This window comes from Edaphobacillus lindanitolerans (assembly GCF_900156305.1).
Classification (GTDB): Bacteria; Bacillota; Bacilli; order Bacillales_A; family Planococcaceae; genus Bhargavaea; species Bhargavaea lindanitolerans.
Window position 1 is genome coordinate 636,273 of the sequence record NZ_FTPL01000001.1, and the last position, 21,160, is coordinate 657,432.

Here is a 21,160-nt window from a genome sequence, read left to right on the forward strand (position 1 = left end):
CGGTGAATGGAGCACACTCGTATCGCCTACCGAGATCTGTATGAAGCCGCACACTTTGAAAAACCTTCCTGGTTTGACCGGGAATCCGGGCTTGTGGTCCAGCATGAAGCCCGCCATGACGAGGACCGTTACATCGAGCTGCCCCTCTTTGATGATGTGACGGAACAGCAGATGCGGGTGGAGTTCACCCATACGCTCCGGGACCGGCCTGATCTTCAGGACCGGATCGGAGAAATTTTCGCGTACAATCGGCCCGTCGATGAATTTGAACAGCTCCTCCAGGAAGAAGGGCTGATCCACGACTGGAAGAATTTCCGCGAACTTGCCCGGCAGCGGCAGCTGAACGAATGGTGCAGCCAAAACGGCCTGCGCTATGACATGGACGGAATGTGAGCAACCCAAAACCGACAGGAGGTATTTTCATGTCTGAACAAAACAAAAGTAATTATGAAAAAGCCGATGAGGAAGTCACGCCCCAGGAACAGGAGTTCCAGCCGGGCGTGGAATCCAAAATGAAGCCGGAACCGATCTATGACGATCCGGAATACAAGGGATCCGGGAAACTCAAAGGAAAGAAAGCGCTCATCACCGGAGGCGATTCCGGCATCGGCCGGGCGGTGGCGGTCGCCTTCGCGAAAGAAGGCGCGGATGTGGCGATCGCCTACCTTGCCGATGAAGAGGACGGCGACGCAGATCAGACCGTGCGCGACATCGAGAAGTACGGCGTGCGGGCGATGAAAGTAAAAACCGATCTGCGCGAGGAAGAAAACTGCCGCACGCTGCTTCGCCAGGTGGCGGACGAATTTGGCGGCCTGAACATCCTCGTGAACAACGCGGGTGTCCAGTTCCCGAAAAAGGATATCGAGGCCATCACGGCTGCTCAGCTGAAAAACACATTCGAATCGAACTTCTTCAGTCTGTTTTATTTGACGCGGGAGTCGATGGCGTATCTGAAAGACGGTGACAGCATCATTAACACCTCGTCCGTCACGGCCTACAACGGCTCTCCCGGACTGCTTGACTACTCCGCGACCAAAGGGGCCATCACGGCATTCACCCGCTCGTTCGCCCAGAACATCGCCTCAAAGGGCATCCGGGTGAATGCGGTCGCTCCGGGCCCGATCTGGACACCGCTCATCCCGGCAACGTTTGATGCGCAGACGGTGGAACAGCACGGGAGCGACACGACCATGAAACGGCGCGGCCAGCCGGCAGAACTCGCACCGGCCTATGTGTTGCTCGCCTCAAAAGACGGCAGCTATATGACCGGCCAGACGATTCACGTCGACGGCGGAGATTTCCTCACAAGCTGAATCATGGACCGTACTGCCGGCACCTGCAAAAGCAGGTGCCGGTTTTTGCGTAAAGCGAGGATGGAGCATGGTTCTATCTTTTCGCGGACGGTTTCTGTCTATTCGGGCGGTATTTCTGTCTACTCGTGTGTTCTTTCCGTCTATTTGGCGGCTCTTTCTGTCTTTTCGCATTCCATCAAGAGTGTCTCTCCCCGATCCGCATGCAAATGTTATACTTATTTTCGGAAAGGGGAGAATACTCTTGGACAAACAAGCCATTTACGAACAGATCGGCGGCTCCATCGACGAGATGATCCGAATCCGCCGTCACCTGCATATGCATCCCGAACTCAGCTTCGAAGAAACAGAAACGCCTGCCTTCATCGCAGATTATCTGGAAGAGCTCGGCATCGAAGTGCGCCGGAATGTCGGCGGCCGCGGAGTTGTGGGTACCATACGGGGCGGCAAACCGGGCAAGACAATTGCCTTCCGTGCGGACTTTGACGCCCTGCCGATACAGGATGCCAAAGAGGTTTCATACAAATCGACCGTTCCCGGCGTCATGCATGCATGCGGCCATGACGGCCACACGGCATCTCTGTTATTATTCGCCAAGGCGATGAACGAAGTGAAGGAAGATCTCGCCGGCAACATCGTCCTCATCCATCAGCACGCCGAAGAGATGAACCCCGGCGGTGCCATCGCAATGATCGAGGACGGGTGCCTTGACGGCGTTGATATGGTGTTTGGTGCACATCTGCAGTCCCTCATGCCGTACGGGAAAATCTACAGCCGGGACGGTTACCTGCAGGCGGCCGAAAGCACGATATCCATCCGGGTGAACGGCCACGGGTCCCACGGCGCGGAACCTCATACCGGACGGGACCCGATCTTGGCAGCGAGCCAGATCATGGTCGCCCTCCAATCGATTGTCAGCCGCAACGCACCGCCGCTTGAACAGCTTGTTATTTCAATCGGCAGCTTCCACTCCGGCCAGGCCGCGAACGTCATCCCGGAAACAGCGAAGATGGAAGGCACGATGCGCGTCTATGACGAAGAACTCCGCGAAATGGCGTCCGAACGCGTGAAGGAAGTCACCGAGTTCACGGCAAAGGCATACGGCTGCACGGCCGAAGTGGAGGTCGTGAGAGGATATGATGCGGTGAAGAACCACACCGAAGGCATCGATATTCTCCGGCACGCAATCGAAGACGCCTATGGGCCCTGTGTTTACCAGGAAATCGATCCGGTCATGCCGGCAGAGGACTTTTCCTATTATCTCCAGCATCGTCCGGGCGCCTATTTCTTCATCGGGGCGAAAGCACCCGGCGAGGAACATGCCTATCCGCACCATCACGAACGGTTCGACTTCCACGAACCGGCACTCGCAATGGCTGCGACCGCCTTCGCCGCCGTATTCTTTGAAACGCAAAATCAATAATCGACAAAGGAGCTGTCCCGCGGGCAGCTTCTTCTTGTTTCATCCCCGGCAGACCTGCCCCTGTTCCCCGCTCCTCCCACAATGCAGCAAAAAGGACCCGGACCGGCGGAATGCGGTCAGAGTCCTTGCCTGTTGCTTATTTTTCACACCACATTCCTGATCATCAGGAAATGCCCAGAACGACTGCTGCCACGAGCGCGATGAGCGCAATGATCAGCCACCCGGCAATCAATTTCCAAACGAACTTCACCCAGCGCTCATACGGAATCCCGGCGACGGCCAGGTAGCCCATGAGCGAAGCGGATGTCGGAATGATGGAATTCGTGATGGCATCGCCGTACTGGTACGCGAGCACGGCCACCTGGCGCTCCATTCCGAGCAGGTCCGCAAGCGGCGTCATGATCGGCATCGTCGTGGCCGCCTGTCCGGAACCGGACGGGATGAAGAAGTTGATGATGACCTGCACAAAGTACATGCCGACGGCATTCAACGTCGACGGCAGGCTGCCGATCAGGCCGGCCAGCGTGTTGATGACCGTGTCGATGATGTAGCCCTCTTCCATGATGATGAGAATCGCCCGGGCAAAACCGACGATGATGGCCCCGAATGCAATGACCTTCATCCCGTCGATGAACGCATCGAATGTGCCGTTGATGCCAAGCTTTCCGACCAGTCCGGAAGCGAAGCCGATGATGAGGAACGAGGCGGTGAGTTCAGTCAGGAACCAGTCCCACTTGAACACGCCGTAGACATTGACCGATAAGCCGGCTGCGAGGAAAAGGAACACCATCGCATGCCGCCAGCTGAACTGCTGGAATTCATCGGCCGCTTTGCGCGAATCCTCCTGCTTCAGCTTCTCCTCGATATCGAACATGACACCCTTCGCCGGATCCTTCTTCACTTTGTCCGCATAACGCATGACATACCAGATCCCGAACCCGAGGATGATGACATACACACACGAGCGGAAAACGATTCCGGAGAAGACTTTCAGTTCTGCGATCGACTGCGCGATCCCGACAGTGAACGGATTCAGCATGCCGCCCGCAAACCCGGCTGCCGCCCCCATGGCGACCATCGCGGTCCCTGTGACGGCGTCAAAGCCGAGCGCACGCGCGACGGCGATGCCGATCGGGACGAAGATGATCGATTCCTCGGACATGCCGATTGTGGCGCCGAGCACGGAGAAGACGAACATCGTCACCGGAATCAGGAGCTTTTCTTTGTTTTCAAGCCTGTGGACGATTTTTCCGATGCCCGCTTCGATGGCGCCCGTCGCCCGGATGATGCCAAATGCTCCGCCGACCAGGAAGATATAGAAGACAATCTGCGAAGCAGCGCTCATTCCCTTTGGGATGGCCTTGAACAGGGCGAACGGCCCCACGGGATGCTGTTCGATCTGCTGGTAGCTTCCCTGTACGACGATCGTCTGGCCATCCTGCTCGATCCGTTCGAATTCACCTGCCGGGATGATATAGGACATCAACGCCGCGAGAACCATGATTCCGAGCAGAATTGCATATGTATGGGGGATCCAGCGCTGTTTGCGCTCCCCCGTACCGGGGCCGTCACTCATGATGCACGGCCTGCCAGTCCAACTTCATCCTTCTTGACGGTCAGCTTCTCCAGCTGTGCTTCGTCCACTTCAATCCCCAGCCCCGGTTCGCCCGACAGGAGCACTTCCGGAAGTTCATACTTCAGGTCACCGATCTCTTCACTGAAGAGAAGCGGCCCGGTCAGCTCCGCGCTCTGGATGTTCGCCCGGCTCATGACCACATGGTAGCCCGCTGACGAAGCGACCGATGACTCGACCATCGAGCCGACTTGGCATTGGAGTCCCGCTGCTTCCGCCGCCTTGGCGATATGGACCGCCGGGAAGATTCCGCCGCATTTCATCAGTTTGATGTTGAGCACATCCGCTGCTTCCAGCCGCACGATCTCGTGAAGCTCTTCCATGCCGTGGAGCGTTTCATCCGCCATCACGGGCACGGCCACTTTCCTCCGCACGTCGGCAAGTCCGCGGATGTCTCCCATCCGGATCGGCTGCTCGATCCACTTCAGGTTTTCCCCTTCCAGTTCGCGGATGGCCGCCGCAGCAACGCCTGGTGTCCTCCAGCCTTGGTTGACGTCCACACGAATCGGGAATTCCGGACCGACCGCCTTGCGCACTGCCTTGATCCGGGCCACATCGTCCATCGGATCCCCTTTGCCGACCTTCAGCTTGAGCGAAGAATAACCGTCCCGGACAGCCTTCACTGCCTTGTCGGCCATGATTTCGGGCGCCTCGATACTGAGGACCCGCGGATATTCCAATTTATCGTGTGCCTGGCCGCCGAGCAGATTATAGACAGGCTGCCCCGTCGCCTTGCCCATCAGGTCATAGCAGGCGATGTCGATGGCCGCCTTCGCCGCTGGATTGCCCCAGATGGCCGCGTCCATCTTGTGATGGATTTCTTCGATATTGAACGGATTCTCCCCGATGATCGAAGGGACGAGGATTTCCTTCAGCACCTCATAGGCCGAGAGGAAATATTCGCCGGTCACATGCTCGTCCGGCACGGCTTCCCCGTATCCGACGAGCCCCGTGTCCGTCTCGAGCTTCAAGATGACTGCCGGCATGTCCGGATAGGTCGCGTACGAAATGATGAATGGCTCCCGGAGCGGAAATCGGACCGCATGGATTGTTGCACTGATGATTTTCATAGATGTCCACCCTCTACTGTTTTTTTATAGTCTATCGGTATTATTATTCAAAATCAATGCATCCTCCTGATCATTTCGACAAATTCCGAGGGGACACGCGCCCTTGCCCCGGCAATGCAACTGCATACACTGCCGGGAGGGAGGGAATGGATTTGAGCAGATTCAGATGTGCAAAATGCGGCGGCAGCGAAGAATGCCGCAAAACCTGCAACCGGGGTCCGCGAGGCCCGAGGGGGATTCAGGGCATAGAAGGCCAGCCCGGAAAAACAGGTCCCGCCGGAGAAAGGGGCCCCGCCGGAGAAAAAGGCGAGCGCGGCCCTAGAGGGCTCACAGGCGCTCAAGGGCCGTCTGGACCGCCGGGAGAACAAGGAATTCAGGGACCCGAAGGGCCAAGAGGCAGGAAAGGCGATACAGGACCACAGGGACAGGCCGGTCCACCTGGTCCTAGGGGAGCCGCGGGACCGAAGGGAGATAAAGGCGACAGGGGCGAACAGGGTGAAAGAGGACTTCCCGGCCTGAAGGGAGATCCGGGCGAGCAGGGGCCGAGGGGAGAAACCGGACCGCCCGGAGGCATCGCGGAATTCGCCTACATCTACAACATCGGCGAACAGCGCATACCGCGCGACAGTACCTTATCATTCAACAACAATGGGCCGATGACGACCGGCATCTCCCATCAAGCCGGCGACGGCCGGATCACGGTGCATCGGAGCGGGATCTATGAAATCATATACACGGTTTCATCCAGGAACTGGAGCCAATGGGCGTTGTTTGTAAACGACGAAGAAGTTCCCGCCTCCCGCTACGGCATCCAGGCCGGAAATACGGAGCCTGTCGGGCTCCTCATCGTGTCCCTTCAGGAAAACGATGTCCTGACTCTTCGGAATCACACGTCGGAGCCGAACTGTGTGAATCTGAGCCCGGAAGCAGGCGGCTCGATGCCGGTCGTCACCGCATCGGTCGTGCTGAAGCGGCTTGCCCAGCTGCCGGAGGGGTGAACGGACAACAGAGGGGTCCTTCCAAGGAGACGGAAGGACTCCTTTTTGCCGGCCCTGCCGGTTTCCAGCATGCTCTATACATACCCTGTGCTGCCTTCCTCCCCTCCGATAGACCCATTTTCTGCAGGCCCTGCTCCGCCCCGGCCGCGTTCATTATATAATGTAGAAAAAAGGAGGGTATACATGGATACCACACTCATTCAGCCTGACGACACGTGGCTCCTCTGGGCGTTTCTCGCCGGCTGGGCCGCCGTCAGCATCTGGCTCGAACAGAAGTATGCTTGGGCATCGAAAGTATCCGGCGCCATCATTGCGCTCGTCGGTGCGCTCATCCTGTCCAACCTGAAAATTATTCCCGTGGAGGCCCCCGCCTACGACGCGGTCTGGGGCTATGTGATCCCGCTCGCCATCCCGCTTCTTCTCTATCAGGCGAACTTGAAGAAAGTCTGGAATGAAAGCGGGCGATTGCTGCTCCTCTTCCTCATCTCATCCGTCGGAACGGTCGTCGGGGTGTTTGCCGCGTTCTTTGCGCTTCACCGGTTCATCCCTGAGCTGGACCGGATCGGCGCCATGATGACCGGCTCATACATAGGGGGCGGGGTGAACTTCGCGGCCCTGTCCGCCAAGTTCGAGACGAGCGAAGGCATGATCTCTTCCACCATCGTCGCGGACAATCTCATGATGGCGATTTACTTTTTCGTCCTGATCGCCATTCCGGGCATCCAGTTTTTCCGCAAGAAGTTCCCCACTCCCCATATCGATGAAGTGGAGGCATCGGCAGACAAAGGGGCAGACACGCTTGCCGCTTCCTACTGGCACCGCAAGGATATTTCCCTCAAGGACATTGCCCTGTCCGTCGGGAGCGCGTTTGTGATTGTTGCCGTTTCGTTCAAGATTGCGGAGCTTTTTGGATCGGTCATCCCGGATGAAGGCGCCGGCTGGCTGTTGCTCGGCGGTCTGCTCGGGGACAAGTACCTCATGCTGACGACGCTTACGGTTGCTGCCGTCACGCTCATGCCGAAGTTCTTTGACAGCCTGCACGGCGCACAGGAAATCGGGACGTATCTGATTTACATTTTCTTTGTGGTCATCGGCGTCCCGGCTTCGCTTCCGCTTCTTGTCCAGAACGCACCACTCCTGCTCATCTTCGTGTTCATCATCGTCCTGCTCAATATGATCGTCACATTCACGGCAGGCAAAGCGATGAAATTCAGCCTGGAGGAGATCATCGTCGCGAGCAACGCCAACATCGGCGGCCCGACCACCGCTGCCGCCATGGCCATCGCAAAAGGCTGGAAGAATCTGATCGTTCCGGTCATGCTCGTCGGAACGATGGGCTACATCATCGGCAACTATATCGGGACCATCGTCGGCAATATATTTGCCAGGCTGATCTGACAAGCCTGCCGAGGATTGCCAAACGTCCCGGTTCCCCATAGAATGAATAGTGATTCATCTTTCACTTCTTATTGGGGGGCTTTGACATGGGGAATCCGCTTGACGGGCTGACGCTCGAAGAAATCTGGGCGCTCATCAAAGAAAAACTGGACGCCAATCCGGATCCGTTCAAGGATGAGGACGTCCGTTATGAATTTGTTGTGGATGGAAAGAACGAACACGGCCGCTGGCAGCTGCATCTGGACCATGGCAAGGCGGAGGTCACAGAGGGCAGCCCCAAAGAGGCCGCCTGTCTGCTGGAACTCGGCGGCAAGCATTTCCGGAAACTGCTCACCGGCGACTTGAACAGCATGGCCGCTTTCATGACCGGCAAGCTGAAAGTGAAAGGCAACGTCGGATTCGCCCTGAAGCTGGAACAGCTTCTGAAAGAATACGATTTCTCGGACTGACCGAACAGCCGATCCGGAAAGGGACGTGACCGACATGCGCGTGGCGATCTTTGATTTTGACGGCACTTTATACAAAAACGAAACGTTTGATTTTATGATGAAACACTTGAAGCATCACCCTGCCTACGGGAAGCTGTACGGCAAGTTTTTCCGCCGGATCCTGCCGGTCTATACCGCATACAAGCTGAAGCTCGTCCCCTCCCCGGTCATGCGCGAAAAGTCCATGCAGCTTTATCTGTCTGCGTTCACCGGCTTTCCGGAAAAGGAGCTCGACGATTATTTCCGGACCATGGCGGACGGCATGCGGTGCGGGTTCAACCCGGAGATTGAGCGCCGGGTGCATGAACATGCCGATGCAGGCGACCGCGTCATGCTCGTATCGGGCGCCTTCACCCCGCTTCTGGAAGCAGCCGTGAAGAACCTCCCGGTGGACGGTGTGATCGGAACCGAAATCCCGTACAGGAACGGCCGCTTCGTCAATGATCCGATTCGCCATATCCGGGCGGAAAGGAAAAACGAACGGATTCTTGCGGCGCTCGGGGATGCGGAGGTTGACTGGACCGAAAGCTCGGCATACGGAGATACCCTGTCCGATCTTTCCGTTTTGGAACTCACCGGCCACCCGGTTGCCGTCCGGCCGGAGGAAGCCCTACGGAAGACTGCGTCCGGACACGGCTGGGAAATCATCGATTGAACGTCAACGAGGCACCCTGCGCATGCAGGGTGCCTCGTTTTTTTCCGAAAACGCTATTCCTTCAACTTACGGCTCCGACGCTCATCTCCACGAAAGTCCCGCCTTCCGGGCGGTTCTTGTATTCCACGAAGACCGGCGTTTTCTGGCGCAGTCCGTTTCCATCCAGATAATTCGCCAGCTCCCAGTACGCAGTCTGCGACCGGGCATCGAAATCCTCCAGAATCCGGATGGTCACGAGGTCCCGGACTTCGAAGTAGCTCCGGAAACTCACTTCTTCTTCCTCCGGGAATTTCGGATCGTCTTCTTTGATCCCCATGAACAGCTCTGCGGCCATCACGTCCGCCGTCGGCTCGCTCAGCATGGAAAAGAACAGCGTCCCGTCGGGTTCCACTCCGCTTCTTTCCAGGATCTTGCGAAAGTCTTCCAGTGCCACTCCGATTTCCTCCGGCACAAACCCATAGAGCTTGGAGGCGACATTCCGGTGCATGATCGTCCGGTTTTCAGCAATGCTCATTCCGGCCGACCGCCTTCCAACGGAACGACGAGGTTGATGATGACATCATCATACAGACGAAGCAATACACAGTAATAGCGGTCTCCGATCACAATCCCTTCCCGGGCGGCATGGTCCTGGACTTTTTTGAATGCCGCGTCAAAGTCCGGTTCCTGCTCAGCCTGCCGCATGGTGAGCGCATCACCCGAATGGAAGTGTTCCACATATCCGAAGCCGCTCCCCTGATCCGGCTCCACCGGGGCGTTCACCGGCAGGTAATAAGTGAACAGACCGGTTGAAGGGTTTTCCGCCGAAGGTTCAAATGCGAAAAACACAGGGCCATTCTGATAGACCCCCTGCTCCAGTATGTACGATTCCAGACGGCTGAACGGCTCTTGCCAGTCTTCTTTCCGCTGTTCGACCTGGTAGGTCAGGACTTGATCAAACCTGATCGGGTGCCTTTCCATTGCCATCTCATCACTTCCTTCACTATTATTTTTGTTGGTCTTTGTCACAGCTAATGTATGCAATAAAGCAATCTGCCTCCAACGGAGATTCTCTTGGCTTGGTCCGCTGAAAGTGTTTTTGACTCATCCGTCATTGTAAGCGAGGAATATGATCTTTTCATCAATTCAATGAATCTCTTCCTTCGAAATTGAAATTGCGGTACCGCAACTTGCAATAAAAAATGACCAATTGCTCCGGCAGAACAAACATCATCGCATAGAACAAACCAAAGCCAATCACAAGGAAGACGAGACTGCCAAGTTCCGTCCATCCGTTTTGTCTGATGACGTATTGAAGGATGAAAAAGATCCCCAAACCTGCTGCAGTTGCAGCAGGAATATAACTTTTATATTCGAACGTCTCCCGTAGCATATCTTGACGGGCGTTCTCCCGGTAATCTCCCCGCCGAATTTTCAGCATCAGCCTTATAAAAACCAGCAGGAACACGAGCAAACCCGTCAACAGGCTGACCAATGTGAATGTCACCATTGAACTTTCAGAAACACCGGTCCCTTCGGTTGCAACAAAAAGTGCACAAAGATAAAAAGTAAAGCCGAAAAGATTTTGAGAAACCAGAATACTAACCAGGTATTGAACCTTCTCGCTTTTCCTGTACACGGCAGGAATCGAATAGAGCAGCGACAGGAAGATCAGAATGGCAGTAAACCAAAAGTGAACCGCCAATATTTGATCCTTCCACGGATGGCGGGACGGATATCCCACTATGTAGTATTCTGCCGCAAACAAGCCCGCCTGAAGAAACGTTGCCAGCATCATATTGCCGGCAAGGCTCTGCGGGCTTTGTCTGCCCGATTCAAGAGGTTTCCGAAGGGCTGTGTACTTCATGAAGCTTCCGGGAGCCCTCTGATCTTCTTTCATGGTCAAAAGCAATACCCTCCAATTAATTCTGCACGAGTTTGGCTGATAAAAATATAATGCACCCGAAACGGGGTATGCCTTAGACGACATCCGTCCCCGACGCATGCAGCCTTCATTCTGGAGTTAACAAATCCTGTGATCTCCCCATCATCTGAACCATCCCTTGATATGATCCATTGCTGACTTTCCTGAGTCTCCGATTTCCTTATTCAGAAGCCAGTTTGCCCCGAAACCGGCAGCCATCCCCACAGCAGTGCCGACACCCGGAATCGGGATAAGAGCAGTGCCCGCGGCTGTGAATGCCGCCTGGACGGTGCCACCGACCACAGTATCCACTGCCGTGTCGGCAGCCGCTCTCTTGACCGCATCGCCCCCGGACACTCCATCCTTGACTGCATCCTGGTAATTCCCATGATAGCTGAACGCTGCACCGACAGGGCCGAGGGCCTTCCCTGTCCCTCTGATCAGGCCGCTCGCTTTGTTAAGAACACCTGAGTCCCCGATACGCTTGAATTCACCGGCCATCCCCTTGACATCAACGAGGTCTTTGACGGTATCAGCCGCTCCCCTCAGTGTGGCCGATCCGACTATCTTAACTTTCTGTCCCCCGGTCGTTTTGGTTCCCACGAATTGACCGATGGAAGGGTGGGCCTGCTTCACTTTTTCACCGGTAGCGGACCAGCCGGTCTGTCCCGTTTTTTTGGTCGCATATTTCAGCAAGACATCCCCGTCAAAGACATCTCCGTTTTTAAACGGGACTTTGAGGGTCTCCATCGCTTTCTTCGTCGCATATACCCGGTAACCATATTGACCCGCTTTTACGGTCCGGTTCCTTGTCGTGTAAATGCCGCCGTTGCGGCCTGCCAGGTAAAGTGCAAACGCGGAGGCGGCCCCGTCTGCTGTTCCCAGGTTCTCGACAATTCCCGATGCGGACTGGACAGCTTTTGAAAGACTTGCCCAGTTCATTGGAGTTCCGGATACTTCCCCGGAGTCACCGCTCTCTTCTTTGTCTTCAACCGAATCGACCGGCATGGCACAGTAATCTTCACCTGTGTTCAGTGGATGGGCTTCGGAGAATTCCATCCATTCCTCAGCCGGAAAATCAACATCCGTCAACCCGTCATTCATCATCCCCTCCACGTCGAGAATCCACAACTCCATCCGGAGGATGTCATTTTCAATGGCGGTCAGGGAGTTCGTCTGCGCGGAATCGAACTCGTTCAGATCGGTGACGGTCTCGTCTTTTTTCTTTCGTGCATCTTTGATGCCCGCCTGCACTTCACTGTCGTTCAGATGAGGGAGCGCCACGATGTCACCGACGGAGTCCATGATCCCGTTGGCATCCGCAGTCAGATTGGAAGTGGTGGTCGAAATGGTGGCAAGGCCCGTTTCCACTTCGCTCTCCAGGAAACTTTCCTTGATGTAGCCGGACGGATCCGGCTCCAGCGCTTCCTGGGCCGACTTAACGTTAGTCAGAGCTGTTTCGAAAGATTGTTTGAATGTATCGAAATACTCCAGTACCGGCAGATGGCACTCCCGGTAGAATGCCTTGATCGCATCTCCGCCGTCGCCGGTGAGTGAATCTCCCAAATCCGCAAGAGTCTGGGCAGAAGTCTTGATTGCAGCCATCTGCTCCTGCAGGCGGTTCAATGTTTCTTTGTTCCTCTGGATCCCCTCCTGAAAGGGCGATACGTCCAACTGCTTCAAACTGATCCCTCCTTCGTCAGTTCAGGTGTCTGTCACCCGGCTCAGCGCATCGGCTGCGGACCGGATCCATGGATGGCCGTACTGATCTTCTCGTCCGTCTCTTCCATGAAGTCGACGGACCCGTTCGTCGTCCGGATGTTCTCCTGGAGAACGGTCTGATATCTGGTCAGGACCTGTTCCAGATGTTTCATCAGCTCGTTCAGCTTATCGGCCACGTCGAGCACATTACCGGATATCGGTTCCGGCGCTGCCGGTTGCAGCGCGGAGGCTTTCGATTCCAGATCATCGATTTGGGCACGGACATCCCCGTATACCATTTTCACTTCAGTCATCGATCTTCACTCCCCACTCAGGATTGGGCCTTGGCGTCTTCAGCTGCGCGCAATTGGGCGATGATCGCCTCAATCGACGCGATTTCCGCCTGCAGTTCGGCAATTTTGGCGGCAATGGCCGAATAGGCTGCACTGAATTGTGTTCCTTGAATATCTTGGTATGGAGCCTTTATCCCGGACTCCCTGATCTCATCGAATTTGTCGGCCAGACTGCCAAACCATGTCTTGGCAGTAAGCTCCGGTTCCGTACACTTCGGCTCATTCGCCTGGAACTCCCCTTGCTTTCCTTCGAGCTGTCCCCGGCAGGCAGTCAACCGGGCAATCTGCTGCCGTTTGACTTGCAGCAGCATCATATAGTAGCCAATCATGCAAGATTCCCCTCCTTATCGCCGATGATCTATTAAGCTTTCGATCCCCGCCCGCTCCTTAGCAGTGCCGGCAGCATGAGTGCAAACAGGCCGGCTACGGACAGCAGGATGATGCCGACAAACGCCCACGTCCTGAAGGTGGTTCCCCCGGAAGACTCGGCCGGCGGTCCGGCGTTGTTTTCCGGCCGCACAGATGCGGTTGGACGGTCCTCACTGAACAGTCCCATTTCCGAAGCGACCGCGGCAGCCGTCCCGGCAGAAGCCCTGCCCGGTTCGTTGAACAGCGCCGACGGGTCAATCGGAGACGGAAAGCGGATTTGCTCGGAGAAATCGAGCTTGACCTGGGCTTCTGACAACGTGTTTTTCATCTCGAGATGACCCCGGTCATGCAGATATTCCGTGTTTTGATCGAACTTCAGCGAGTCATATTTCAATGACTCCAAATCCTCGGCCGGGTTATCCTCCGCTGCTGCAACGCAGTCCGGAACCGAACACGCGCACACAGCCAGGATCAAAGCTGGCACGAACTTACACTTCATACGAATCTTCCTGTGCAGGAGTTTCACCGTTCTTTTCCCATCGCTTCACAAGCCAAGCGGAGATGAGCATCAGTACTGCCGCAATCCCGGCGATGGCTGCTCCGGTATCGAAAAGGGTGTCCGGATCATATTTGATCGACGTATAGACCGGGGACAAGATATCCGGTACATTCGCCTCCGGAACTCCGAGGATGAGGAGCGGTGCGATATACAGGCACATGAGCACAATGGCGGCAATCCAGCCCGCCGTCTCATTTGCGTCGAGCGCGGTGCTGAGCAGCGCCGCCCCCGCCACGATGACCAGAATAGTGAAGATGGTCCATTCAACTGCGCGCTGATCATTCAGCGCATACATATTCACGCTGTACAGGCTGATGATGAGGCCTGTGATGAGGCTCAGCAGCCCGAGGAACCCGGTCCGGAGAAGCGGAGAGCCGTCCCGGAGCTTGTGGCTGAAGAAACCGATCGACAGGCTGGAGATCAGCATGATGACATAGAGGATAACGGGCGGCACTTTCTTCAACTCTTCGCCTGCCACCGCTTCCCCCTTGGCCTGGAGCGGGTTGATGAAATGATCGAACACATAACCGTTTTCCTGGCCGTCCACATACGTATTGTCCAGGAAGCCCTGGATGTCATTGTTGAACGCGTCGATCGCTTCCAGATTCCGCCGCCAGCGGTCACTGAAGACGTTGGTCGTCTTCTCGAACCCGTTCGCTTTGTCCTGAAGGTCACGGGCATAGCCGGTGATGGTGTCCTGCCGTCCGGCTACCGCATTCATCGTGTTGCTCAACGCGATCAGCTGCGAACCGATTTCCGCCTGACCCGAAACGACCTGGCCGGCCCCCATGTCGGCAACCGGTTCTCCTCCCGATATCCGCGAGGCGGGATCCTGAATCTGGGCAAGCATCGTATTTGCCTGTTCATCCAGCGCATAGAGGTCTTCCAGAAGAGAGGCATGCTGCATGCCGACAGACTCTTTGTATCCTGCCATGATGGCGGCAAACGAAGAATTCAGCTCTTCAACCCGTACGCCGGTTTCCGGGATATCCCCGCTGACCTGTTTCCAGCCGGAAAGCTCTTCTTCTTTCAGCGCAGCAATTCCTTTTGTAAGCGTCTTGATGATTTCATCCTTGAGCACCTCATCTTTCAGGGCGCCCTCTTCCTTGTGCTGCTGGCCGAGTGCGAACGCCATCTGCTCAAGTGCCGCATGGTAGGCAAGAAGTGTGGATAGGTCTTCCCCTGCCGGTGCCTTGTCGAACAGTTCCTGCATTTCCTTTTTCATCTTGGGAGGAAGGGCCGGATGCTGCAGAAGGCCCGCTTCTTTCTCCTCAATCTCCCGGACAATGGCGACCGTGTCAGCCGGGTATTCTTCCAGCGTATGCTGGGCCGTAGAGTAGGCATCGCTCAGGTCCGAATAGGCACCATAGAGCTCCCCGTACAATTCGGCAGCGGTCTTGGCCGCTTCGGCATAGTCCCCGGGCATGAGGGAGGACGTTTTTTCCTCGAGGTCAGCCGCCAGTCCCGCAAGCTTCTCCGCAGCCCCATCAAGTTCTGCAAGAAGAGGAGACTCCGGCTGTTCGGCGGCCAGCTGTTCTCTCATGCCTGCAATTGAAGTCTCCAGTTCGCGGATGCCTGTCTGTTCCTCTTCGAATGAGGGGGGCTCCATGTTCTCGGATTCTTCAGCCCGCTGTTCGAGTTTTTCCTTCGCTGCAAGCAGTTCCTCCTCGTCCGGCTGGCCCTCCGGCAATGGTGCATCCGGAATCTGGGAACCGGCTCCCTTGCGGATTCGCTGCATCAGATTGCCGATCACGGAATCATTGTAGCGGTCAATCGCCGTACCCTGGGCCGCAAGGATTTCATCCGCCTGCTGCTCCGCCCTCTTCAGGCGGAGCTGCTCCAGCTCATTGAACTTTTCTTTGTTTGATTCAATCTGATTGTTCACTTTCTCGAGCTCCGCTGCGAGCTGTTCATTGTTCGCTTTGAGTGAACTGAGCGTTTCTTGGAACTGCTCGGCCTGTTTGGCAGCAGCGGTCTGAATCTGCGCAATATTCCCGCCCTGGAGTTCTTCGAGCACACCCCGCTGGGCAAGCTGGAACGCTTTGTATTGCTCGACATGGATGGTGAAGTCCGACAGTTCCTTTGTGAACGACTCTACGCTGTCGATCCGGGCGGCGTGGCTGTCGTCGCCTGCAGACTTGACGGTCTCCTGAATCTGCTCCATCTGCTCCCTCTGTCGCTGAAGCTGATCTGCAAGTGAGGATGAACCCGGTTCGTAATAGCCGACCATCGAGTCGAGGAATTCACTTTCCTTTTCAAGGATGGTGTTGAATTCCTTTTTGACATGGTCCATCTCCGCTGCGACATAACTCCAGTAGAGCGTCGCAACTTTTGTGTTCACCCGGTCGGTGGCCCGTTCAATCTCTTTGAGCACTTTCTCTTTTGAAGTCCCGCTCTTTTGCTGCTGGACCGAAAAGGTGAATTCAGCCTTTTCCGGGTTTTTCTCATCGTAGGAAAGGATGCTCTCCGAAAAGTCGGACGGGACATACAGAACTGCATCATAGCGATCCGACTTCAGGCCGCTCTCCGCCGCGCCCCGTCCTGTAACTTCCCATTTATAGGGTGAATCTTCGGAAAGGATCGATACGACTTCCCTGCCCATCTCCACTTTCTCATCATCTCGGACACTCCCGAGATCTTCGTTCACCACGGCGATTTTCCGCTCGGACGGCTGGGCGAGCGCCATGAAGTTTCCGGACATCATTCCGAAGAACAGTACCGGAAGAGCGATGATGGCCACGATTCCTGCGATCAGTCCCGCAGTCTTTTTAATGTTCTTATTCATCGTACGGTCTCCTTCTCAGTTGAGCAGAACGGAATCATGATTTTTTTGCTGTTGCCGTTCAGTACGTAATGTGCAAAGCCGGCCGGCGGCTCTTCTTCTTTTCGTTCGTACGGAACATTGAGGATCGTCTGTTCGGACTTCTTCATGAAGATGAGCGCCTGGCGGACCAGTTTAAGTTCATTGGTGAATGCATCATATCCCTTGGAAATTTCTGCGTTGCTGCCTGAGACGATGACATTGAATCCGAGATGCGAATAGTTTTTCATCATCCTGGAAATCCGGTCCTGGATACGGGAATCGGCAGTCTGCAGGAACCGGGCATATCCGTCAATCAGAAGGTAGGATGGCACCGGTTCAAAAGTGCCGCCGGACAGTTCCAGGGATGCGATGTATTCGGATTCGATTGCCGTCATATACTCCTCCGCCTCCGACAGCCAGTTTTCCAGCTTCTCTTTCGTGTCGGTGTAGGAAACCGCCGGGTCATGGGCATATTCCGCCAAGCCGCGGTCGAATGAGTCAAACACGGCAACCGGCCCCGATTGACCCGCCCGGATCGACCGGAGAAGCAATTTCATTGCATTGGTCTTGCCCCGCTGCGCAAGTCCGATCAGCAACAGGTGGCGATTTTTGGCAAAGTCAATTTCCACCGGCCTGACCGTCTCTTCATCAAGTCCCGCCGGAATGAGCCCTGTCCGCTCACCGTCCTTGATCAGAATCTTGAACTGCTCATACGGGAGTTCTGCCGGCAACATCGGGATCGGCTCCGGCTTGACGGACGACTCATGGCGTTTCTTCAGCCCGGCGACTTTCGTTTTCACCTGTTCCAGTACTTCAAAGTCGTCTGATCCGTCAGCAGGCAGGGGAATTTGGGCGAACAAGGCGTCTTCGCGTTTGATGATCGCCCTTCCCGGGAACGGTTCCGGCGTAAATGGCGGCCGCCCGATCACTCCGTACATTTCGGTCGAATCCATAAAGTAGTGGACAATTTTTAGTTTCAGGTTGTTCATGAGTGTCTGGCGGACAGATTGCGGCCTTGTGGCTGCCAGCAGGAAGTGGATGCCCAGCGATTGTCCGTCCCGGCCGAACTGGTTCAGCTGCAGCTCCAGCTCTTCCATCTCATCACGGATGATGTCGTAGTTGTCGATGGCGATGAACAGAAGCGGAAGCTGCTCTGCGGAGATCTTATTGTACATCTGGATTGTGCTCACTTCGGCTTGCTGGAACAGCGTCTTCCGGCGGTTGATCTCGCTTCGGATCAAGCGGACCAGCTTGTCCCGCTTGAGTTCTTCATCCAGTGTCAGATAATCTGCCGTGTGCGGCAGCTGCCTCAGGGGCAGCAGGGCACCGTTTCCGTAGTCCATCAAATACAAATGGGCCTCTTCGGGCGGCATCGTTTCCGCAATTCCAAGCAGGAGGGATTGAAGCGTGTAGGACTTTCCGTATCCGGGGGATCCGAATATGCCGACATTGCCGTCCGTTGCGGGATTGTATCCGACCGGGCGCTGGCTCTGTTTCTCAGGCTCGTCGACAAGACCGATGGCAAAGCCGGGTGCTGAATATGTGCGGAGCCCCGTCCTTGAAAGACGGTCCGGCAGCGGGGGCAGCCATGGGCTGCTCAGCCGTCCGGCCCCGATTTCCTTTGCCGCCTCTGCAATCCTTGCAGTGACTGCCTCGATTTCTGTGAGACCGCTCTTGCGGCTGGCGGAACTCACTGACAGGCTGCTCAGAGGTTCCAGCCCCAGATCTGTCACGAGCGCGATTTCCTCCTCGCCTTCGTGGCTTTCCGAAAGGTAGGGTGCCCCGCTCCAGGCCGACTGGAACAGCTCGTACACTTCGTTGTTGCCGACCTGCAGATAACCCCGTCCGGTGACGGTGATCGTTGCGGCATCGCCGTTTTTCAGGATTTCCTTGCTGTCGGAAGCATCCTGGACCTTCAGGGCCACACGGAATCTCGCGTTGCTCCAGATTTGGTCATCGATGATTCCTCCCGGTTTCTGGGTGGCAAGGATGAGGTGAACCCCCAGGCTCCGCCCGATCCTTGCGGCACTGACGAGTTCGCGTATGAATTCGGGTTCTTCGCTCTTCAGCTCTGCGAACTCATCCGAGATGAGGAACAGATGCGGAAGAGGCTCCTCCGCCACACCATTTTTGTGCAGTGCCGTGTACTCATTGATATGGGTCACCGTATACCTGTCAAACAGGCGCTGCCTCCGTTTCAGTTCGCTCTTGATGGAAGCGAGCGCACGCAGGCTGAAGTTCCGGCTCCCTTCAATATTGGTGATCGTTCCGAGCAGATGCGGAATATTGCGGAACGGCTGTGCCATCCCCCCGCCTTTATAGTCGATGAGCAGGAAAGCGACTTCATGAGGATGGAAATTGACTGCAAGCGACAAGATATACGTCTGCAGAAATTCAGATTTACCGGATCCTGTTGTTCCTGCGAGCAGGCCGTGAGGTCCATGCGCTCTCTCATGCAGGTTCAGTTCGAGCAGGTCATCCCTTCCCTTGTAGCCGATCGGCACGGCAAGGGATCTGGAAGATTCATTGGTTTGCCAGTAATCGAGGATCGGGAGGGACTCGGCATCCCGGGTGCCGTACATCTCAAGAAACCCTGCAGACATCGGCAGTGAATTCGTCATTCCCACCTGGTGATCCAGCGTCCGCAGCATGCGGGCAAACGGTTCATTCCCTTCGGCTTCATGGACATCCAGCATGAACCGGGTATCATCCGCCAACCGGTCGCGGATCAGGATATCCCCTTCCCGGCTGTTCACATATCGGACAAGCATATGAACGTTTTCTGTGATCCGTTCCTTTGCAGCAGCCGTGAAAATAACGGAAATGCCGAGCGCTTCGTGGTCCTTTCCTTCCAGATATTCCAGAATGACATGCTCCCCGATGAGCTTATAATCGGAGACGATGAAGACGAGATGCGGCAAGAACACCGTTTTGTCCCGGTCTTCACGGTTGTCCCGTTCCCGGAGGATCTCGTAGAGCGATCCGAGGAGCTGGTCCCGTGTGCGCTCGTCATGGATGAAGCCTTTGGCATGCATATGCGGGAGGGTGAAATGAGGAAGCCATTTCATCCACTCTTCCTGGGCATACTTGGAGCCGTCAAATATGTAAACAAAGCGGAGGTCATGGTAACTGTGGAAAAAGGCCAGCTGACCGACGATCTGGCCGATCTCTTTTCGGATGACATCCTCTTTTCCGAACAGGCCGATGATGCCCTTTGAAAGATCTGCCGTGATCGGTGCATGGTCCAGCTCGCTGTATACCTTCTCAATGGTCTGGGACTGCTCCAGAAGATCATCGACCTCACGATTGGCCAGATCTCCGGATGACAAGGTTAGCTGATAGCTTGCCGGCACCTTGCCCGTTCCAAGCCTGAAATGGAGAAAGTCCCGGCTCTCCCTTGTTTTTTCCCATATCCTCCCCGACAATCCGGAGGCCATCTTCTTCAATTCCTCAAACGGAGGATAATGGTGACGGAGCATCCGGTATTGCGCCCTGCGCAGTTCGTAAAGTTCTTCCCGGATGTTTTCCAGATATTTCGCATAGACCCGCCGTCTTTTTTCCTCGGCAAGCCTCCGCCTTTTCCGCTCTCTGAAGTACTGGACGGTCGAGGTGAAAATCGTGACGATGAACATTGAAATTGAGATGATGATGAACAGGCCGCGCGGAATCAGAATGACGACAAGCGACATGACGATAAGCATGACGAGCGGGGGCAAAATGATGAGCCATAAACCGCGTCCGTCATCAGGCTGTTCCTGCAGCGGGAATGACAAGGATACTTTTTCTTCGGGAGCTTCATGCACAAGACGCGGGGTCCGCCGGTATTCCGGATAGGTCCTCATCACCTCCGAAACAGGCGGTGCAAACGGAGGAAGACCGGATGAGAATTTTGCGGTGGCCCGCACTTCCAGCACATCCGTCTCTTTGAGCCTGATTTCCATCGGCAGCCATTGCATGACATCCCCGGTACGTATCTGCACGGTTCCGGAAACTCTCTGCCCGTTCAGATAAAACGGGCAGCCGAATTCGACATCCGCCGTCCAGCCGTCTTCCTGCCTAAGCAATGAAAACCGTTTTTCCGTGTCCGCGGGATCCCAGCGACCGCCTGTTACATTGACCGAGGCGTTCGGATCCGTCACACCGAACGAAATTTCGCTTACATGTCCGGTAAAATAGGAAAACGAACGCCGGGGGGCCTGCCGCAGGGACAATGTTAGCTGCCTCCCTCTCTGTGTAAGGGAAACCGGCTTCCCGACTTCCAGGAACCCGATCCTGCCCTGGCTGTCCGACACGGTGAAGCCGTCCTCGCCGCCCTTCAGCTCAAGAGGACCCTTCACAAAAGGAAAATCGAGGACGGTCATTGCATGCTCGATCGATGGACCGATGTCCATCCGCTTCACCGAATATTCATCGAACTCGATTTTCTGATAATGGTCCGAGTAATGGACCCATAATTGTTGCATGTTTTTTCACCTTCTTATCCTCTTTGGTCGGATA

At 55.7% G+C, this 21,160-nt stretch carries 18 protein-coding genes; 7 read left to right on the top strand and 11 right to left on the bottom strand.

The genetic code is table 11. The features are described 5' to 3' along the window. Window positions 1-6: 6 nt before the first annotated feature. The 3 genes from B0B07_RS03055 to B0B07_RS03065 all read left to right on the top strand — a co-directional run bounded on the left by B0B07_RS03055 (window position 7) and on the right by B0B07_RS03065 (window position 2,733). Window positions 7-393 (top strand): UPF0158 family protein, encoded by a 387-nt coding sequence (locus tag B0B07_RS03055; RefSeq protein ID WP_076756884.1) that lies wholly within the window; start codon window positions 7-9, stop codon window positions 391-393. Window positions 394-422: 29 nt separating this feature from the next. Further along, on the top strand, window positions 423-1,313 hold the full coding sequence (locus B0B07_RS03060; protein ID WP_076756885.1) for an SDR family oxidoreductase: 891 nt from the start codon (window positions 423-425) through the stop codon (window positions 1,311-1,313). 241 nt (window positions 1,314-1,554) lie between these two features. Further along, entirely contained in the window at window positions 1,555-2,733 is a 1,179-nt protein-coding gene (locus B0B07_RS03065) for a M20 metallopeptidase family protein (protein ID WP_234982235.1), read from the top strand. Window positions 2,734-2,896: 163 nt separating this feature from the next. Here B0B07_RS03065 and B0B07_RS03070 read toward each other — a convergent pair whose 3' ends face one another. Beyond that, window positions 2,897-4,309 (bottom strand): YfcC family protein, encoded by a 1,413-nt coding sequence (locus B0B07_RS03070; RefSeq protein WP_076756886.1) that lies wholly within the window; start codon window positions 4,307-4,309, stop codon window positions 2,897-2,899. Then, complete coding sequence (locus tag B0B07_RS03075) at window positions 4,306-5,436, bottom strand: mandelate racemase/muconate lactonizing enzyme family protein (protein WP_076756887.1); 1,131 nt, start codon at window positions 5,434-5,436, stop codon at window positions 4,306-4,308. The genes B0B07_RS03070 and B0B07_RS03075 overlap by 4 nt, the downstream gene beginning before the upstream one ends. Before the next feature lie 152 nt (window positions 5,437-5,588). On the opposite strand from B0B07_RS03075, the gene B0B07_RS15095 reads away from it, so the two are divergent. The 4 genes from B0B07_RS15095 (at window position 5,589) to B0B07_RS03100 (ending at window position 8,975) form a co-directional block, all read left to right on the top strand. Beyond that, window positions 5,589-6,434 carry a collagen-like domain-containing protein gene (locus B0B07_RS15095; RefSeq protein WP_144264275.1) on the top strand — a complete coding sequence of 282 codons (846 nt, stop codon included), beginning with the start codon at window positions 5,589-5,591 and terminating at the stop codon, window positions 6,432-6,434. Window positions 6,435-6,617: 183 nt separating this feature from the next. Then, window positions 6,618-7,832, top strand: coding sequence for a DUF819 family protein (locus tag B0B07_RS03090; RefSeq protein WP_076756889.1), 1,215 nt, complete (start codon window positions 6,618-6,620; stop codon window positions 7,830-7,832). An 86-nt stretch (window positions 7,833-7,918) separates the two neighbouring features. Next, window positions 7,919-8,281: an SCP2 sterol-binding domain-containing protein gene (locus tag B0B07_RS03095; RefSeq protein WP_084186516.1), complete on the top strand. Its 363-nt coding sequence runs from the start codon at window positions 7,919-7,921 to the stop codon at window positions 8,279-8,281. A gap of 34 nt (window positions 8,282-8,315) precedes the next feature. Next, the gene (locus B0B07_RS03100) at window positions 8,316-8,975 is read left to right on the top strand and encodes an HAD family hydrolase (protein ID WP_076756890.1); all 660 of its coding nucleotides are present in this window, start codon (window positions 8,316-8,318) and stop codon (window positions 8,973-8,975) included. A 61-nt stretch (window positions 8,976-9,036) separates the two neighbouring features. Here the strand turns inward: B0B07_RS03100 and B0B07_RS03105 are convergent, their stop codons facing one another. From B0B07_RS03105 to essC, 9 genes are all read right to left on the bottom strand, one after another. Further along, a complete protein-coding gene (locus tag B0B07_RS03105; RefSeq protein WP_076756891.1) occupies window positions 9,037-9,489 on the bottom strand; it encodes a DUF5085 family protein in 453 nt (150 codons plus the stop codon). Next, window positions 9,486-9,941 carry a hypothetical protein gene (locus tag B0B07_RS03110; RefSeq protein WP_076756892.1) on the bottom strand — a complete coding sequence of 152 codons (456 nt, stop codon included), beginning with the start codon at window positions 9,939-9,941 and terminating at the stop codon, window positions 9,486-9,488. Before B0B07_RS03110 ends, B0B07_RS03105 begins: the two co-directional genes overlap by 4 nt. Window positions 9,942-10,095: 154 nt before the next feature. Continuing rightward, window positions 10,096-10,854, bottom strand: a complete 759-nt coding sequence (locus B0B07_RS03115; protein WP_234982259.1) for a hypothetical protein — start codon at window positions 10,852-10,854, stop codon at window positions 10,096-10,098. 147 nt (window positions 10,855-11,001) lie between these two features. Further along, a complete protein-coding gene (locus tag B0B07_RS03120) occupies window positions 11,002-12,561 on the bottom strand; it encodes a ribonuclease YeeF family protein (RefSeq protein WP_076756893.1) in 1,560 nt (519 codons plus the stop codon). A 41-nt stretch (window positions 12,562-12,602) separates the two neighbouring features. After that, the gene (locus tag B0B07_RS03125; protein WP_076756894.1) at window positions 12,603-12,893 is read right to left on the bottom strand and encodes a YwqI/YxiC family protein; all 291 of its coding nucleotides are present in this window, start codon (window positions 12,891-12,893) and stop codon (window positions 12,603-12,605) included. A gap of 17 nt (window positions 12,894-12,910) precedes the next feature. After that, a complete protein-coding gene (locus tag B0B07_RS03130; protein ID WP_076756895.1) occupies window positions 12,911-13,261 on the bottom strand; it encodes a YwqH-like family protein in 351 nt (116 codons plus the stop codon). Between the two features lie 32 nt (window positions 13,262-13,293). Next, window positions 13,294-13,800 (bottom strand): type VII secretion EssA family protein, encoded by a 507-nt coding sequence (locus B0B07_RS03135; protein WP_327078157.1) that lies wholly within the window; start codon window positions 13,798-13,800, stop codon window positions 13,294-13,296. Further along, on the bottom strand, window positions 13,790-16,645 hold the full coding sequence (gene esaA, locus B0B07_RS03140) for a type VII secretion protein EsaA (RefSeq protein WP_076756897.1): 2,856 nt from the start codon (window positions 16,643-16,645) through the stop codon (window positions 13,790-13,792). Before esaA ends, B0B07_RS03135 begins: the two co-directional genes overlap by 11 nt. Then, on the bottom strand, window positions 16,642-21,126 hold the full coding sequence (gene essC, locus B0B07_RS03145) for a type VII secretion protein EssC (protein ID WP_076756898.1): 4,485 nt from the start codon (window positions 21,124-21,126) through the stop codon (window positions 16,642-16,644). The genes esaA and essC overlap by 4 nt, the downstream gene beginning before the upstream one ends. Window positions 21,127-21,160: the final 34 nt, after the last annotated feature.